Source organism: Arthrobacter sp. 754 (assembly GCF_040548695.1).
Lineage (GTDB): Bacteria > Actinomycetota > Actinomycetes > Actinomycetales > Micrococcaceae > Arthrobacter.
In genome coordinates this window covers 304,641-321,153 of the sequence record NZ_JBEPSC010000003.1, presented here as the reverse complement: position 1 = coordinate 321,153, position 16,513 = coordinate 304,641, and the positions used below count along the sequence as shown (strand labels likewise).

General features: G+C 60.4%; 16 protein-coding genes. 9 read left to right on the top strand and 7 right to left on the bottom strand.

The genetic code is table 11. The features are described 5' to 3' along the window. Window positions 1–19 precede the first annotated feature (19 nt). Window positions 20–469, top strand: coding sequence for a cupredoxin domain-containing protein (locus ABIA70_RS10935; protein WP_354147584.1), 450 nt, complete (start codon window positions 20–22; stop codon window positions 467–469). 404 nt (window positions 470–873) lie between these two features. Here ABIA70_RS10935 and ABIA70_RS10930 read toward each other — a convergent pair whose 3' ends face one another. Then, on the bottom strand, window positions 874–1,098 hold the full coding sequence (locus ABIA70_RS10930) for a hypothetical protein (protein WP_354147583.1): 225 nt from the start codon (window positions 1,096–1,098) through the stop codon (window positions 874–876). 803 nt (window positions 1,099–1,901) lie between these two features. Beyond that, on the bottom strand, window positions 1,902–2,843 hold the full coding sequence (locus ABIA70_RS10925) for a LysR family transcriptional regulator (protein ID WP_251420218.1): 942 nt from the start codon (window positions 2,841–2,843) through the stop codon (window positions 1,902–1,904). Window positions 2,844–2,965: 122 nt separating this feature from the next. On the opposite strand from ABIA70_RS10925, the gene ABIA70_RS10920 reads away from it, so the two are divergent. The 6 genes from ABIA70_RS10920 to ABIA70_RS10895 all read left to right on the top strand — a co-directional run bounded on the left by ABIA70_RS10920 (window position 2,966) and on the right by ABIA70_RS10895 (window position 8,948). Then, entirely contained in the window at window positions 2,966–3,958 is a 993-nt protein-coding gene (locus ABIA70_RS10920; protein ID WP_354147582.1) for a DUF1852 domain-containing protein, read from the top strand. Between the two features lie 20 nt (window positions 3,959–3,978). Beyond that, the gene (locus ABIA70_RS10915; protein WP_157238346.1) at window positions 3,979–5,025 is read left to right on the top strand and encodes a methionine synthase; all 1,047 of its coding nucleotides are present in this window, start codon (window positions 3,979–3,981) and stop codon (window positions 5,023–5,025) included. A 2-nt stretch (window positions 5,026–5,027) separates the two neighbouring features. Next, the gene (locus ABIA70_RS10910; RefSeq protein WP_354147581.1) at window positions 5,028–5,600 is read left to right on the top strand and encodes a flavin reductase family protein; all 573 of its coding nucleotides are present in this window, start codon (window positions 5,028–5,030) and stop codon (window positions 5,598–5,600) included. A 214-nt stretch (window positions 5,601–5,814) separates the two neighbouring features. Next, window positions 5,815–6,447, top strand: coding sequence for a YoaK family protein (locus ABIA70_RS10905; protein ID WP_330188714.1), 633 nt, complete (start codon window positions 5,815–5,817; stop codon window positions 6,445–6,447). Between the two features lie 299 nt (window positions 6,448–6,746). Further along, a complete protein-coding gene (locus tag ABIA70_RS10900) occupies window positions 6,747–7,058 on the top strand; it encodes a hypothetical protein (RefSeq protein WP_354147580.1) in 312 nt (103 codons plus the stop codon). Between the two features lie 855 nt (window positions 7,059–7,913). Next, the gene (locus ABIA70_RS10895; RefSeq protein ID WP_231754779.1) at window positions 7,914–8,948 is read left to right on the top strand and encodes a DUF4192 domain-containing protein; all 1,035 of its coding nucleotides are present in this window, start codon (window positions 7,914–7,916) and stop codon (window positions 8,946–8,948) included. Window positions 8,949–9,037: 89 nt separating this feature from the next. On the opposite strand, the gene ABIA70_RS10890 is transcribed toward ABIA70_RS10895, so the two are convergent. The 3 genes from ABIA70_RS10890 to ABIA70_RS10880 all read right to left on the bottom strand — a co-directional run bounded on the left by ABIA70_RS10890 (window position 9,038) and on the right by ABIA70_RS10880 (window position 12,399). Continuing rightward, on the bottom strand, window positions 9,038–10,501 hold the full coding sequence (locus ABIA70_RS10890; RefSeq protein WP_354147579.1) for an MFS transporter: 1,464 nt from the start codon (window positions 10,499–10,501) through the stop codon (window positions 9,038–9,040). After that, window positions 10,501–10,713 (bottom strand): hypothetical protein, encoded by a 213-nt coding sequence (locus tag ABIA70_RS10885; protein ID WP_104997716.1) that lies wholly within the window; start codon window positions 10,711–10,713, stop codon window positions 10,501–10,503. Before ABIA70_RS10885 ends, ABIA70_RS10890 begins: the two co-directional genes overlap by 1 nt. A 315-nt stretch (window positions 10,714–11,028) precedes the next feature. Beyond that, complete coding sequence (locus tag ABIA70_RS10880; protein ID WP_157238368.1) at window positions 11,029–12,399, bottom strand: MFS transporter; 1,371 nt, start codon at window positions 12,397–12,399, stop codon at window positions 11,029–11,031. A gap of 247 nt (window positions 12,400–12,646) precedes the next feature. On the opposite strand from ABIA70_RS10880, the gene ABIA70_RS10875 reads away from it, so the two are divergent. Next, complete coding sequence (locus tag ABIA70_RS10875) at window positions 12,647–12,727, top strand: MerR family DNA-binding transcriptional regulator (RefSeq protein WP_104999707.1); 81 nt, start codon at window positions 12,647–12,649, stop codon at window positions 12,725–12,727. 173 nt (window positions 12,728–12,900) lie between these two features. Here ABIA70_RS10875 and ABIA70_RS10870 read toward each other — a convergent pair whose 3' ends face one another. Next, entirely contained in the window at window positions 12,901–13,455 is a 555-nt protein-coding gene (locus tag ABIA70_RS10870; protein WP_157238369.1) for a VOC family protein, read from the bottom strand. A 21-nt stretch (window positions 13,456–13,476) separates the two neighbouring features. Next, complete coding sequence (locus ABIA70_RS10865) at window positions 13,477–14,148, bottom strand: GntR family transcriptional regulator (RefSeq protein WP_104187981.1); 672 nt, start codon at window positions 14,146–14,148, stop codon at window positions 13,477–13,479. A gap of 149 nt (window positions 14,149–14,297) precedes the next feature. On the opposite strand from ABIA70_RS10865, the gene ABIA70_RS10860 reads away from it, so the two are divergent. Then, window positions 14,298–16,508, top strand: a complete 2,211-nt coding sequence (locus tag ABIA70_RS10860; RefSeq protein WP_157238370.1) for an alpha-ketoacid dehydrogenase subunit alpha/beta — start codon at window positions 14,298–14,300, stop codon at window positions 16,506–16,508. Window positions 16,509–16,513: the final 5 nt, after the last annotated feature.

Genomic DNA, 16,513 nt, shown 5'->3' with positions numbered 1-16,513 from the left:
CCCACCGAAAGGTCCACCAATGAAGGCAAGTACCAGAACCGGCAGCTCACTCGTACTCGCGGCAGCAACAATCCTGGTTCTGTCAGGCTGCGGGGGCATGTCCGGAACCGGCACCACGGCAGCACCGACGCTGACGGAACAATTCCCCCCAACGCCTGCCGCCACCACAGAGCCCGCTCCCCCCGTTTCCCCTACCGGGGCCTCACCCGCTGAGGCCGCGGCGGAAATCTTGATCAAGGGCTTCAAATACCAAGGCGCGGAGACGGTTAGCCCCGGAGCGCAAATCACCGTCATCAACGAAGACGTTGAAGCCCACACCATCACAGCCGACACCATCAACGCCTTTGATGCCAACATCCAGGTCGGAACCGGCACCTTCACCGCACCAACCGAGCCCGGAACCTACACCTACCACTGCATCTTCCACGGCAACATGAAAGGCACCCTCACCGTAAAACCGGCACCCTAACCCGTCCCGCCGAGGACCTTCTGAATATCAGTGGATCCGTGGTTAGTCTGACACGCCGGGTGCTACTGGCGGGAAGGACTGAGCCTGAACGGAACCATGGAACCTATCGCGACGGAAATGACCCCGGCCAAGTCCGAGAGTGCTATGCACCGAAACGAGGTCCTTGACCGGCGCACAAACACCGGCCCCAACAGGACCCCTCCGGATCACAGGATTCGCGGGCGCCTGGGTCCCGTACCCCGCCAAACCAATTCCGCAGCTCCGCCGAACACACACCGGAGGACCAGCACAATTCCATGCCGGATGGAGTGACCTGGAACGGCCGGCAGTAGCCGCTGTAAGCGAATCATGCTGATGGCATGAGCGATCGCAGCGATTTCCTGGCATAGGTAAGAACCGAGCTGTCAGAGGCTGAACTGGCCATCCACAACGGTGATGCCGCCCCGCGCAGGGCACTCTGGTCCCGCAACGAACCCGTGAGTGTCATGGGTGCTTGGCGCAGTGCTTCCGGACAGCAGGAGCTGGACAACTTGTTCACCGCCCTTGCCAATCAGTTTTCCGACTGCAAATTCGAACTCCTCGCCTACGACGTCGTAGGCGAGATGGCTTATACAGCGGGACTGGAACATACGTCAGCCTCAGTCAAAGGCGAACATCGAAATCACATGCGCGCTGGTGGCCACGCTTCAGCGCTGTCGTCGTAACACTCCGGCCTGATGCTCTCCTCACTCTCCCAGATATAGATGGCCTGCTTTCTGGCATCGAAGAACGTGTGGCCGAAATCGCTCGTGGCTGTGGTGATCGTGGTACCCGGCTCTCGCGTGCTGGACGGCTGACTCGGCAGAGGCTGCGGGCTCACCGGTGTCGGAGTGCTCAGAGTGCTCGCATGGGATCGAAGCCATAGAACGAACGGAACAACACCCACCGGTCGTTCTCCCAGCCCTGCCGGCCCTGCCCGAACACCACGGCGGTGACCGCGCTGGTGAGATTGTCGTAGCGGATGTGTTTGGTACGTCCCAGTCAGTCTTTTAGTGTTTGCGCAGTTGAACAAACGCAGTCATAACTCGGCCGATACATCTCATCAGAGCGTGATAACTGCCACCGTAGTTTTGTGAGGCCTGCGGGGGAAGGTTCAGCGAAGCCGCAAACTGATCAACTTTGGTGACCAGAGAATCGCGGCAACATCAGTTTGCGGCTCAACGGCCTCCACAGGTGGCGGCCAGTACGGCACCGCGGCCTTACAAGCCCTGCGTGATGTCCCCGGGCTGGATCGTCACCACCTGGAACAGGCCGGTTTCCTAGCTGACGTCCGCCCCGGCCATGCCAACGACGGCGACGGCGACGGCGACGGGCATGTGCGATACCAGCAACCCGCCCGGCTGCAACAAACACGTCCAATCACCGAAGGGGTAGACCGCCCGCTCAACTGCAGTCAGCCGAGTAGCGCTACGCCGAATTCAGCGACGACGGCCCGCAATTCACTGAGGTAGCGCTGCGCTTGGTCGGTGAGCGGAATCGCGGCGTGGCCGATCCAGCCGATTTCGATGCGTTCGTCAACGTCGAGCGGGATGGCGACGATCTCCGGGTCGAGCTGCCCACTGATGATTCCCGTCGAAATCGTGTAGCCGTGGAGCCCGATCATGAGGTTGAAGATCGTCGCACGGTCAGAGACCCGGATCTCCTGCTTACTGGACAAGGTGGAGAGAATCTCCTCGGCGAAGTAAAAAGAGTTGTTCGCACCTTGATCGAAGGTCAGCCGCGGCAAGCCGGCAAGATCTTCTAGAGTCGCTCGCTCTTTTGAGGCGAGCGGGTTGTTCCGTGAAATGAAGATGTGCGGATCGGCGAGGAAAAGCGGAGTGAACGCGAGCCCGGATTCGCGGAGCAGCTTGTCGATGATCTTCCGGTTGAAATCGTTCCGGTAGAGGATGCCTATCTCGCTGCGGAGCGTCCGGACATCCTCGATGATGTCCCAGGTACGGGACTCACGGAGCGAGAACTCGTATTCGGCCACCTCAGTGGCCTTTACCATCCGGACGAAGGCGTCCACCGCGAACGAGTAGTGCTGCGTTGACACCCCAAGCAGACGTCGCCGCGGTGGCCTACCAAGGTAACGCTGCTCGAGGAGAGCGAACTGCTCGACGACCTGCCTCGCATAGCCGAGGAACTCTACCCCGTCGGCGGTGAGGGTGACCCCGCGGGCGGAGCGAACCAGGAGCGCACGGCCCACCCGGGCCTCAAGGTCCTTCATCGCGGCGGACATCGTCGGCTGCGCTACGTAGAGAAGATCGGCAGCCGCGGAGATCGACCCCTCAGCTGCAACTTCTATGAAGTAGCGCAGCTGCTGCAGGGTCAATCCGCTCGAAATCTGAGGCATAGGAAAATACTATATGAATGCATAATAACCACTAGTTACTTGATACCCGTCGGAAGGTTGCAGCATGGATACATCCCCTTCTGAAAGGCCGTCTCCGGCCATCATCAACGGATTGGCAGCCCATGGCAGACGACTTCACCTTCAGCATCACCACCACCCGCTTCGACGAGGACTACTCCCCGTCGGAAGGCTCCCGGATCACGACGAATTTCGCCAACCTGGCACGGGGCGAGCACCGCCAGGAGAACCTCCGCAACGCCCTGACCATGATTCGGCGCCGTTTCAACGATCTCGCAGACTGGGACAACCCGGACCGGGACCGCTACGCGCTCGAGCTTGAGATCGTTTCCGTGCAGATTCAGTTCACCGCGGACGGCACGGATCAGCAGTTCCCGCTGTTCGAGGTTCTCGATATCCAGATCGTCGACCTGCTGAACGGGGTCCGCCACCAAGGAATCGTCGGCAACAACTTCTCCTCCTACGTCCGAGACTTCGACTTCAGCGTCGTACTGCCGGCGGCAGCCGGGTACTCAGGCAAGCCCACGGTGCCCGACGACTTCGGCGATCTTCACGGCAAGCTGTTCCAGCACTTCCTCGATTCCCCGGTAGGCCGGGAACGCTTCCCGCAGCCGCCAGTGGTCTGCATCAGCGTCTCCACAAGCAAGACGTACCGGCGAACCGGGAACCGTCACCCGGTCCTGGGCGTCGAGTACCAGCAGGACGAGTTCTCGCTGACGGACGCGTACTTCGCAAAGATGGGACTGCGGGTGCGCTACTTCATGCCACGCGGCAGCGTTGCGCCGCTCGCCTTCTATTTCCGGGGCGACCTGCTCAATGACTACTCCAACCTGCAGCTCATCGGCACCATCAGCACCATGGAGACGTTCCAGAAGATCTACCGCCCGGAGATCTACAACGCGAACTCCGCCGCCGCCGCCGTCTACCAGCCGAGCCTGGGCGAGCAGGACTACTCGCGGACCCAGATCGCTTACGACCGCGTCGAGCGCGGTCAGCTCGCGATCACGCAGGCGAAGTACACGGAGGAGCACTTCATCACGCCCCACAAGGATCTGTTGGACCAGTGGACCGCCAACTACCCTGCCCTCGTCAACTGACCCACGGAGAATCGTTAATCATGAACACACTTTTGCCCACCACCGTCGTCGGTAGCCTGCCGAAACCATCGTGGCTCGCACAGCCGGAGACTCTTTGGTCCCCGTGGAAGCTGGAGGGAGATGCGCTGCTCGAGGGCAAACAGGATGCGCTGCGCATCGCCATCCACGAGCAGAGCCTGCGCGGCATCGACATCGTCAGCGACGGCGAGCAAACCCGCCAGCACTTCGTCACGACCTTCATCGAGAATCTCAGCGGGGTCGACTTTGAACAACGCAAGACCGTGCGCATCCGCGACCGCTACGACGCGAGCGTACCGACCGTCGTCGGACCAGTGAGCCGTGAGCGGCCGGTATTCATCGACGACGCAAAATTCCTCCGCGCAACCACTGACCGGCCGATCAAATGGACTCTTCCCGGTCCAATGACGATGGTGGACACGCTCTACGATGACCACTACAAGAGCCGCGAGAAGCTGGCCTGGGAGTTCGCCACGATCCTGAACCAGGAGGCGAAAGAACTCGAGGCGGCCGGCGTTGACATCATCCAGTTCGACGAGCCCGCGTTCAATGTCTTCCTCGATGAGGTCAAGGATTGGGGAGTGGCTGCGCTTGAGAGAGCCGCAGAAGGACTGCGCGCTGAGACCGCCGTGCATATCTGCTACGGCTATGGGATCAAGGCGAACAATGACTGGAAGGCGACGCTCGGCTCACAGTGGCGGCAGTACGAGGAAACGTTCCCGCTGCTGCAAAGCTCCAGCATCGACATCATCTCGCTGGAATCCCAGAACTCCCAAGTGCCCATGGACCTCATCGAGCTCCTCCGCGGCAAGAAAGTCATGCTCGGGGCAATCGACGTCGCAAGTGAGACCATCGAGACCCCGGAGGAGGTCGCCAACACCCTCCGCATGGCCCTCCAGTTCGTCGATGCGGACAAGCTCATCCCCAGCTCCAACTGCGGCATGGCACCGTTCCCCCGGGACGTCGCACTGGCCAAGCTGAGTGCTCTCAGCGCAGGGACGAACATCATTCGCGAGGAACTGGCCCGCTCCGCCCCCAGCGTGTCCTAGCGATGTTTCACGCCTACCCCGCAGAGACTTGGCTCGAGGCTCCCAAGCAAAGCTTCCCGTCCTCCCTCTCGGCTGACGAATTCAAGGCACTGTTCCGTGGGCACCCGGGAGGTGTCGCCGTCATCACGGCCGATGCCGGCGAAGGACCGGTGGCACTGACGGTATCGTCGGTCGTGTCAGTGAGTGCGGAACCTCCATTGCTGATTTTCTCGGTCTCGGCACTGTCCTCTGCGTCCGAAGTGCTTTCGCGCGCCGATACCGTCGTCGTGCACCTGCTGGACGCACACGACGTCGACCTGGCGAAGTTTGGAGCGACCCCTGGAGCCGACCGGTTTGACCAGACGCACCGCTGGTCGCCCCTTGCAACCGGCGAAGCAGTGTATGACGACGTCCGCGCCTGGGTGCGCTGCGCCGTCATCAATCGCATGGAGGTGGGGACCTCCACAACCATCGCCGTTCACGCCTTGGAGTCCCGCGTGATGCGTGACGTCCAGGCGGGCGAACCCGGCGACGCACTGGTCTACCACAACCGTTCATGGCACCGTCTGGGCGAGCATTCCAAGCTTGAAGGCTGAGCGCCCTAGCCGCCGGCGCAGATCCCCGGAGCGACGGCATCGCCGTAGTCGCCAGCCGGTCCGCCTAAAACCACCCATAAGCATGTCGGGGGGTCATAAAGACCATCCCTCACGATGAAAGATCCCTTAAACCATGACATCAGCCGTAGCCAGCCCAGGTACCAAAACCGCCTCTACCCTGCAAGAAAATGCGTCTCCGGAAAAGTTCCGACTGATGCTCATGATGGCCCTCACGCTCGTTACAGGTGTCGTTGACGCGGTCGGCTACCTTGCCCTTGACCGCGTCTTCACCGGAAACATGACCGGCAACGTGGTGATTCTTGCGATGGCGTTGGCCGGGGCGCCGAACCTGCCAGCTTTGGGCCCACTGGTAGCACTTGGTGCCTTTCTCCTCGGCGCAGCGGTTGCCGGATTTACGCTCCAGTCAAGCCCGAAAGGCTGGAACCGCCGGGTCACGCTCCTCCTCACAGCGGGTTGTATCGCGTTGACGGGAACCGCCGCCGTCTCCCTCATCGTGGAAGACGTCGGCCGGCAGTCCATTGGTGTCATTGTTGCCGCCGTTATCGCCATGCACATGGGCTCCCAGGCCCTGATTGCGCGGCATTTGGGCGTACGAGACATGACCACAGTGGTCATTACTTCCACCATGACTTCCCTCGCCGGGGAGTCGCTTGTGGGCAAGCAACGGCCCCGGTTATTCAACCGACGGCTGGGCGCTGTCCTCGCTATGTTCGCCGGGGCCGCCATCGGAGCGATCCTGCTCCAGACACATTTCAGCGTCCCGATCGGCCTCGGCATCGCCATCACCGCCGCGGTGACCGTCCTGGGAAGTCGCCGCTGGCATTGATGCGGTACATCCCGCCGGCTACACCGCACCAGATCGCGGACGATCGGGGAATCGATCACAGCTTCCCCGACATGTATCCAGGCGGCCTGGCGCCGAACGCTCGTTGTCAAAAGCGCTGTTCCTCGGTCAGGTCCCCTTCTGATACGACGCATCCAAAGCGGCCTCGTGGACCGGAGCAAAACCGGACTCAACACCGAAGCCGGGCGGTCTTGGGTGCTGGCGAATCTACATCAATTCCGGTGAACTCATGCCTTAGTCCCTGCTGCCGCCGGAACGTGAGCTGTGCCTGGAATTCGGCATTGGCCGCTAACACCCGGGAACCGAAAAGTGGGCTGCTGCGCTTTGAATTCGTTCGAGTCTCTCAAGCTACCCACGTCACCAGTAGCACGATTACGGGCTACCTCGCCGTCGATGAATTGACAGGGGAAACCTCGCTTCTTCAACAGGCCGTCGACCGCTTTCCAGTGGTGAACCTGCTGGACCTTGGCATGGCGACAGCCATGGCCTGCTGGATCATTGAAAGCCTCCGAGAGGAACCTAACCGTCTCTTCGAGGTTCAACGTATTTGCAGACGAGGCCAATATCCCCTCGACACTTACCGAGGACTATGAGACTGCCAGGAAAACGAAGCCTAAACCATAACTGCCGAATGGTGTTGGCACTTTGCCTTGGGGCGAGGACGGCACGGCAGAACTGTCATGCAAAACGCGACCGGTTGGACACCCGCTTATACGACTCATGCAGAGTCACGTCAAGGTTTGTCAACACTCAAAAGCAAAAAAGCCACTGACCTGCGGAAACACCGTGCCCGAGGTGGGACTCGAACTACCTTCCAGCCCTTGCAAACACTGGGAGCCCGCGAAAACATGCGGAATTCGAAGCAGTCCGAGGACAGTATCACCCGATCCGAGGCCAAGACTGTGGACAATGCCCACACCCCATTTCGCGCCCGCCGAAGCGTTCAGCCGAAGACCGCAGCCCGCAACCCTCAACCCGCAACGACGGGATGCGGTTCTTCTTTGTCATGAGAGATTCGCCTCGCACCTCAACAGACCTCAGCGCTACAAGAATCCGATAACGACCCACCTTTGTGGAGGCTCCGCATGCCCAGCCACAGTCACGGCGAGGGTTCTGAACCGTCCATATCTTGGTAGGTCATGCCGCTTGGTTACTCGGCATCGATAGACAGGCAGAAGTTCAATCGCTGCTTGTCATTCTGATATGTCCAATGATCGCTGGGCGGGTCCTCCGCGCAACCAGGGCGCTACCGCGCCGACCCCGAACCGAAAACTTCGTCATCGAACCGGTGGAGCGTTGGCTCCAGCTGAAGTTTTCGGCCCCGGCGCCGGTCCCCCAAGTTGCACTTCGGCCCCTCAGCCCAGCGGGTGGTCCCCTACCAGAACGACGCCCACAACCAACAACCGCAAAAGCACAGCAACACAAGGGTGAAGGGAAACAAAGGGATCATGGAAAAGCTAACGATCACAACACCATCAGATGTGCTCAGTTTCATCGGGCACACCTTGGGCTTCTGGCCACAGGAAAGCTTGGTCTGCATCACCTTGAACGAGAACAGCATCGGTGCGACACTGCGCATCGACCTCCCCCGAGAGACTGGTCAGGAAATCCCTTACGCACGCACCGTCGCTCATTACCTGACCAGCGACACCACCGCCACGTCCATCCTCTTTGCCGTCTACACCAGCGAAACCGCCCAGCACGGACAGGCCAAACCCCACGCCGGCACCATCGCCGCTCTCACCGGGGTCCTCGCCGAACAGGGCATCACCATCCGGGACGGACTCTTCGTCGGCGACGAAACCTTTTCCCCCTACGACGGCGAACCCGGCACCAGCCTCGCCCTGCCCGTCAACTCCACCCAGACCAGCGCGATCAACGCCGAATTCATCTATCGCGGCAGCTTCGTCGAACCTACCGACCGCGTCACCCTGCCAACCACCAGCCAGGCAGCAGCCAAAGCGATCGCCGTCGAACACCACATGGACACTATCGCATCCCAACCCACCGACACCGCGCTCCAACAGGGCCGGCAACTCTGGGCAGACATGCTCGACTCCAAGACCTTCCCGAGCGACGACGACTGCCACGCCCTGGTCGCGAACCTGCAGTTCCCGGCGATCCGCGACCGGCTAATCGCAGACATTCCAGGAGTGGACGAGCCAATGCAGCGGATCTTGTTCGCCCAAACCGACCAGGCCCCGAAGTGGTCACGCATCGAATGGGCACAACAACTGCTCTTGCACGCCTACACCCGAACCAGTGCAGAACACGCAGCCCCGGTCCTCACGACCATTGGCTACATCAACTGGTGGGAAGGCAGAGGCAGCAAAGCCCACCAATTCCTCCAACTCGCACTCGACACCGACCCCGCCTACCGCCTCGCCCGCCTCAGCGACCAAATGATCGGCTCCGGCATCGTCGCCGGCTGGAACATGAACAAAGACACCGCCTACAAAACACTGCCCTTCGAACTGCCATAACGCAGGATTGTTGTAGGAGTTGAGTAGAAGGCCGGAACATCGGCGGCGGTCCAATTCGGCAAGTTCACAGATCTATAGCGCCAAGGATTCTAACCATGTGCGGAGGCCGCACCGGCCTCGGTAGGTGCCTCGAGGCCGGTGCTCTTGGTGCCGCCGACCGCGGGCATAGCGATAACGGCGACAACGGTGAGTATGGCACTGACCAGCACGGCCACGAAGACTGCAGTAGTCGCAGACACAATTGTCTGGGGGTCAGAATCACCGCCGGGGACGCCGGCATATATCGAGTTAGCTACTGCCCCGAAAACGGCGACGCCGATGGAGCTTCCAATCGAACGGGAGAAGAGATTAGTACCCGTGACTACGCCGCGCTCATTCCATTCGACACTTGACTGGGCGGCAATGAGGATCGGGGTGGCTACCAGCCCCAGTCCCAGTCCGACGACGAAACAACACGCCGCCACAACCGGAACGTTGGGGGAAGTGGCCGTGAGTGTTAGGACCGATGTACCGATGACAGCGACCATGACACCGATCAGTGCCGTCTTCCGGTATCCGATGCGAAAATAGAACCGGCCAGCCTGTGAAGCACTGATCGGCCAGCCGATAGTCAGTGCTGCCAGGGCGAGCCCGGCCAGAACCGGGGAGGTCGAGAGGGATCCTAAGAGGAACGTGGGCACGTAGGCAGTAAGGCCGAACATGATTGCACCAATACCGAAAGAGATCATCGACGTCGTGGCCAGCAGACGCCTGGACACTACCCACGGCGGTAGCACCGGCTCGGCTGCCCTCCTCTCGACGAGAACGAACACCGCGAACAGGAGCGCCCCGACTCCAAACACGGAGATGCTGGTGACGGAGTTCCACGCCCATGCCAGGCCGCCCTCGAGAGCCCCGAGGATCAGCAGGCTAAGGGAAAGAGTTAGCAGTATTGCCCCCAAATAGTCCACATGGTGTTTGCCGCGCTCGATGCGTTCGTGGAACGCTCGGATCAGCATCCACCCAGCCAGGAGGCAGAGTGGGATGTTCAGCAGGAAGATCCCGCGCCAGATGCCTAGCGACGCGAACAAGCCGCCTAAGGTTGGGCCCGCGACTGACGAAAGTGCCCAAACGCTGGCAAGGTAGCCTTGCACCTTAGCCCGTTCAGTCGGCGTGTAGATATCGCCGACGATGGTCATTGCCATCGGCAGGACTGCTCCCGCGCCCAGGCCCTGCAACACGCGGAACGCAATGAGGGCGGGCATGCTCCACGCAACTCCGCAGAGGATCGAACCGAGCAGGAAAAGACCGATACCGCAGAGGATGATCGGCTTGCGGCCGACAACGTCAGACAGCTTGGCGTAGACGGGCACGCAGACAGCCTGTGCCAACAAATAGGCCGAGAAAAGCCAGGGAAAGGAAGTGAAGCCGCCCACGTCATGCACGATTGAAGGTATGGCCGTCGCAACAATCGTCGAATCAATCGCCACCAAGCCAGACGCAACCATCAGGGCAATAAGGACGGGGCCCCGCCGGGACCGAAACCCGACTCCGTCGGCAGTCGCTGTCGTCACTACCAGCTCATTTTCTCCATGGTTGTGCCGTACGGTACTTTTTCACTCAGGCTGACGGTAAAGGTCTCAGGGCTGCTACGCGTCACCAGCATGCCCTGCTTCCGCAGTTTCGCATTCTTAAGCAGTTTGCCCACCGCAGTATCGAGGCGGTGCTCCAATTCTGCGCGTCGCTGGATCGTGAAAGTGATGGAATTATCCGAACTGTAATTCATTGCCGTCGAAAGACCTTCCGAAAGTGATGTTGCTCTTCAAACCGAGCATGGCGGGTTATGGCAGAGCGGACGAAAGTGGAGCACTGGATCATGGTCAATCCCACAACAAAGCCCGGCTTTAGTGGCAGTGCGATGGTTGTCCCGCTTAAGCCTCATTCTCATATAAGGCTAAAAGCGACCCGCACGGGCCGCTCATAGCCATCCACGCCAACAACGCCCGAATATGCGCCATTTTGTGGCCACCGATCCGCTCCTGGTCCAGGCTCTGCCCGCTCCCAGCCGGAGAGGGCAGAGCCGGTGACAGTTGACTGACGGTTATTGTGTGAGGTCTCGTCCCTTGGTTTCCGTTAGGAAGAACACACAGGCGGCGGTGATGAGCCCGGCAATCACGAGATAGAGCGCGACCGAAAAGGAAGTCCGTGTTGCTGCGTAGAGGGCCGTTGCGATCAGGGGCGAGAATCCACCGCCCAGGGTCTGGCCGAGCTGGTAGCCCATCGATGCGCCGCTGTAACGAAATTTGGTGGCAAAGAGCTCACTGATCAGCGAGGCAAGCGGGCCGTAAATCATTCCGCATAGGATAAGTGCAACTGCCATCGCCAGCGTGATGAGTATGGAGTTCCTTGTGTCGATCAGCGAGAACATCGGAAATGACCAGACGGCAAAAGCAATTCCACCTGTGAGTATGACCGGCCGTCGACCTACCCGGTCAGAGATAGCTGAGCTCACCCAGTCGCTGAGGCCGTAGAAGACGAAAGCGATGGTTAGCGCAATGAGACCCACACCCGCGTCAAGCTTGAGGTTGTTGGTGATGTAGCTCAATAACCAGGTCACTACGCCATAGGTGAGCGTGCCGAATCCGAAACTGATTCCCGCCGCGAGGAGAAGCTCCTTTGGGTTGGCCTTTATCACTTCGAGGATGGGCTTACGGGTGATCTTTCCCTGCGTCTCGGCGTTCTTGTATACCGGGGTCTCTTTGAGCCGAAGCCGAATGATGAGGCCAGTCACGACGAGGATGATCGACGCAAGGAAAGGGACGCGCCAGCCCCACGCTTCGAACGTCTCCGCTGGCATGAAACTCAGAGCGAAGAGCACCCCCGTTGAAAGCAGCCCGCCTACCGCTGACGATGCCGGGATGAATCCGGTATAAAAGCCCCGCTTTTCCCGGGGAGCCGTCTCGCTGACCATCAGAATGGCGCCACCGTATTCTCCGCCAAACGAGAAGCCCTGCACGAACCGCAGGGTGACGAGAAATAACGGTGCCCAGATCCCAACAACAGCATAGGTCGGAAGAAGTCCCATGGCGGTCGTTGAAATCCCGGCGATGAGCAGCATGGCAACCAGGACGCCCTTACGACCGCGGAGGTCACCGACATGCCCCGCCACCAGGCTACCGAGCGGGCGGGCAATGAAACCGACGGAATAGGTCCCGAACGCGGCAAGCAGGGCGACAGTCGGATCGAAGGTCGGAAAAAACAGCTTGCCGAAGACCAGGGCGGCAACCGATCCGTAAAGCACAAAGTCGTATTGCTCGATGATGTTGCCGACGACGCTGCCGGCGACAGTGCGGTGCAGCAGCTTCTTCTGGTCTGGCCCGAACTCCTTGGATTCTGCGGGTTGGACGATGGGCACGTCCTGTTCCGCCTTTAATCCAGTAGTCAGCAGGGCCTGCGACTTCGTTGTCCGCATGTGTTCTCCTGGGTGTTTTCCGCCGGCACCAAAGGCGACCGGGTTACAGGTGGATCCCGCCAGACGCTCTTCTTCGTGCGGCCGGGTCGGTACGTCGAAGCTAGTTCGATTCAGACCGTGCGTCAAGAGAAACTTTCGTATATCCTATCTAACTTTCATAATGCGATACTTCTGACCTTGTGGCCCTTTAAGCAATGCCACTAGTGATAGTGCCGGCGCAGTTCCCCAGCGAAGGAATGCCAGGCGTATCGGAGGACTGGCAAAGCGGTCAGGTGTTCCGGCACGCACGCTGCTGTACTACGAAGAGCAGGGCTTGGTGGCTGCATGAGCGCGCGCGGATGTCCCAGAAATCGATCTTCTGATCCACAACCGCGATGCGCTCACTCGCTACATTGAAGCCCTCGACACCGCAGCTGGCCGCTCGCAGAAACTCTGCGCGGGTTAGGACCAGCTGATCTGCGGCACGGGCTCAGCCCGGGATTGCAGTAGCGCCAGGTCTCCCTAGGGCATCCAGAGCCGCAGTGGGGATTGTGATTCGTACGCTTTTCCCTGCGGAAAGGACACGAGTTCGAATTGCATTCCCCACGGCGCCAGGAAGTAGACCCAACGCTGGCCCTTGCTGGCTCCTGAACTTGAAGTCGGTTCCCCGAGCACCTGGATCCCCTGGTTTCTGAGATAGTCGACAGCCACGTCGAGGTCCTCGACATAGAAGGCGAGGTGATGACCGCCAATGTCACTGTTGCGGGGCTGTTCCCGCCGTTGATCCGGGGTGGAGTAGTTGAAGACCTCAAAATTTGCCCCGTTGAAGCAGCGGTAGAAGCGTATCTCCGCCAGTGTCGCCTCCGGGTGGACGTTGAGCTTTGTCCGCATCAACTCGGGGTCTTGCGGGTACGGCCCCAGCGAGTAGACATGCTGGCACCCTATGACGTTGACGAAGAATTCGTGAGCTTGCTCCATGTCGGGCACTGTAAACCCGATGTGGTCCGTTCCACGGATACCCGGCAGTCCGCGCCGTTCCTTGAGGGCAATGTCTTGCTGTTCGGCGTCCTGGTTCATGTGGTTCTCCAACAACTATTTCTAGCGATCGAATATTTCAGGGTGATCAAGCAGGGCCATGCGGGTTTTGCGGACATGCATGGCCAGCAATTCCTCCGCAGAGCGGGAGTCACGACGGCGGATGGCCGCCACAAGGAGCCTGTGCTCCAAATGCGTGTCGTCCAGTCCCTCGGGACCGATCAGCTGCACGTACGCGCGCCGGTAATGCTGGGTGGTGTTCCAGAGCCGCTCGACCATCTCCAGCAAGGTCGGCATGCCCGCATCCTGAAAGCTCAACAGGTGGAATTCACGGTCCAGTTCGACGAAGTCCTCCACCACCTGGCAGTTCTCCATCTCGCTGGCCAACTGGGTGAGCCGATCCAAGGTTTCAATGCTGACGCTGTCGATGGCCTGGCCCAGCGCGAGCGGTTCAAGCCGTTCTCTGATCAGATACGTCTCCTGGCACTCAGCGAGGTTCATGGAACTGACCCAGGCTCCAGATGAGGCGACCAGTGTTACGAGTCCGTGCGATTCAAGAATTCGCAAGGCTTCACGGATCGGCAGCCTGCTGACGCCGAACTCTTCTGCGATCTGCTCCTGCCGGATCCTCGTGCCAGGCGCGAGGTCCCCGTCGAGGATCCTCTGACTTAGTTCGTCTGCGATGCGCTGGCTTGCAGCACCCGACTTCTTCAACAGAACAGCTTGGGTGGACATACCTACAGCATACGGGCTGAGGCTGAATGGATCCATTCATGGATGTCTGGCGCACAAATAGTAGCTTTGCTCCTTGCATTGGATCCATTCGTCCACCTATGGTTGGACGAACGCGAAAACGATGCACGTACGCCCCATGGGAGCCAAAGATGTCAACCACTACGCCCTTGACCTACTCGACAGAGTGCACAGAGTTACGCACAACCCGCGATGACTGGGACGCAGCAGCTCCCGAGTTGCTCGAATCCATGCTGGTTCAGATGCACACCATCCGCATTTTTGAGGAAGTTGTCCTGCAGCTGGCGGCAGAGGGCTTGGTGCACGGCCCCGCCCACTCCAGCATCGGCCAGGAGGGCGCAGCGGTGGGATCCATTCTGGCGCTGCGGGGAGCCGACGGCGTGAACGGCACCCACCGCGGCCATCACCAGTTCCTGGCAAAGGGTCTTGCCTATCTGTCCCCGAACGGTATGTCGATCATCGACGGGATAAAGAACGACCAGGTCACGGAGTTCATCCGACGGACGATGTCCGAGATTTTGGGTCTCAAGGCTGGCTTCAGCGGTGGGCGGGGCGGGTCGATGCACCTGCAGTGGCTTGAGGCCGGAGCGCTGGGCACCAACGCCATCGTGGGTGGCGGAGTGCCGCTTGCCGCTGGCAATGCTTGGGCACAGCGCCATGACACAGAAATCCAGGACGACGGCGGGCAGGCAGATGGGATGGGGGTCACCGTAACCTATTTCGGTGACGGCGCCTCGAACATCGGGTCAACGCTTGAGACCATGAACCTGGCCGCTGCCTGGCGCCTGCCGCTGTGCTTCTACATCGAAAACAATCTCTACGCTGTCTCGACCCACGTTTCCGACGTAACAGGGGAACCTCGGCTGGCAGCTCGCGGCCCCGGCTTCGGAATCAGGTCCTGGCGCGTAGACGGCATGGATCCCCTCGCGGTCTACCTTGCCCAGAAGGCAGCCGTGGATTACATGCGCGCCGGTAAGGGAGCAACTCTTATAGAGGCGGAAACCTACCGCTATTTCCACCAGAACGGCCCCTTCCCCGGCAGCGCCTTCGGCTACCGGACCAAGGAGGAGGAGAAGCAGTGGCGTGACCGCGACCCCTTGGCCAAACTGGCCGCAGAGATGACCCGTCGCGGACTCCTCACGGACGAACAATTGAGTGACCTCACCTCGCACATCACCGAGCAAATCACCCGGATTGTGGACGACATCACGGAGAAGGACCCGGAAAGCACGAAAGGCGCCCGCCGGATCCGCCCCACTCTTTGGCCGGATCCGGCAGGGGTGGATACCGACATCAGGAGCGATCCGGCCCTGACAACCATCGAAGAGCAGACAGAAGCCGGCACGGTGGAGCGCCGCTTCGTGGACGCCATTGCAGATGTCCTCGGCCGCCGGATGGACGTGGACCCCGGGGTGCTGGTCCTCGGTGAGGACGTGCACCGGCTCAAAGGCGGCACCAACGGGGCTACCCGCGGCCTGAAAGATGCTTATCCCGATCGGGTCCTGGGCACACCAATCAGCGAGAACGCGTTCGCCGGCCTGGCAGGCGGCCTGTCCATGACCGGGCGCTATAAGCCGATCGTGGAGTTCATGTATTCGGACTTCCTATGGGTAGCCGCTGACCAGATTTTCAACCAGATTGGCAAGGCCCGGCACATGTTCGGCGGCCAGTCCTCCATGCCTGTGGTGCTTCGCTCCAAGGTGGCAATGGGAGCCGGCTATGGCTCCCAGCATTCCATGGACCCGGCAGGCATCTTTGCCAACAACCCGGGCTGGCGCATCGTAGCGCCGTCAACACCGCACGACTATATCGGGCTCATGAATACAGCTTTGGAACTCCAGGACCCGGTGCTCGTTCTTGAACACGTCGACCTCTACGGGACCAAGGGAAGCATTCCCGAAGGGAATCTTGATTACGAGTTGCCTGTCGGCAAAGCTGCCATGCGGCGGGCAGGCGAAGGCGTCACCGTACTGAGTTACCTGAACATGGTGGACGTTTCCCTGCAGGCGGCTGAGCAACGCCCGGATCTGGACCCGGAAGTTATCGATCTGCGCTGGCTTGACCGGGCGTCCCTGGACTGGGACACCATCGGCGCCTCAATCCAGAAAACCAACAACGTGCTGATCGTCGAACAGGGTGCCCGCGGCACCTCATATGGCGGCTGGCTCTCGGACGAGATCCAGCGCAGATTCTTCGACTACCTCGACCAGCCCATCCAACGGGTTACGGGGAAGGAAGCCGCGCCGAGCATCTCGAAGGTCCTTGAGGCTGCCGCCAACGCCGATCTCGACGACGTCCTTGCCGGCTTCGACGAAGTAGCCCGCAACCTCGGCCGTTCCTGAACCCG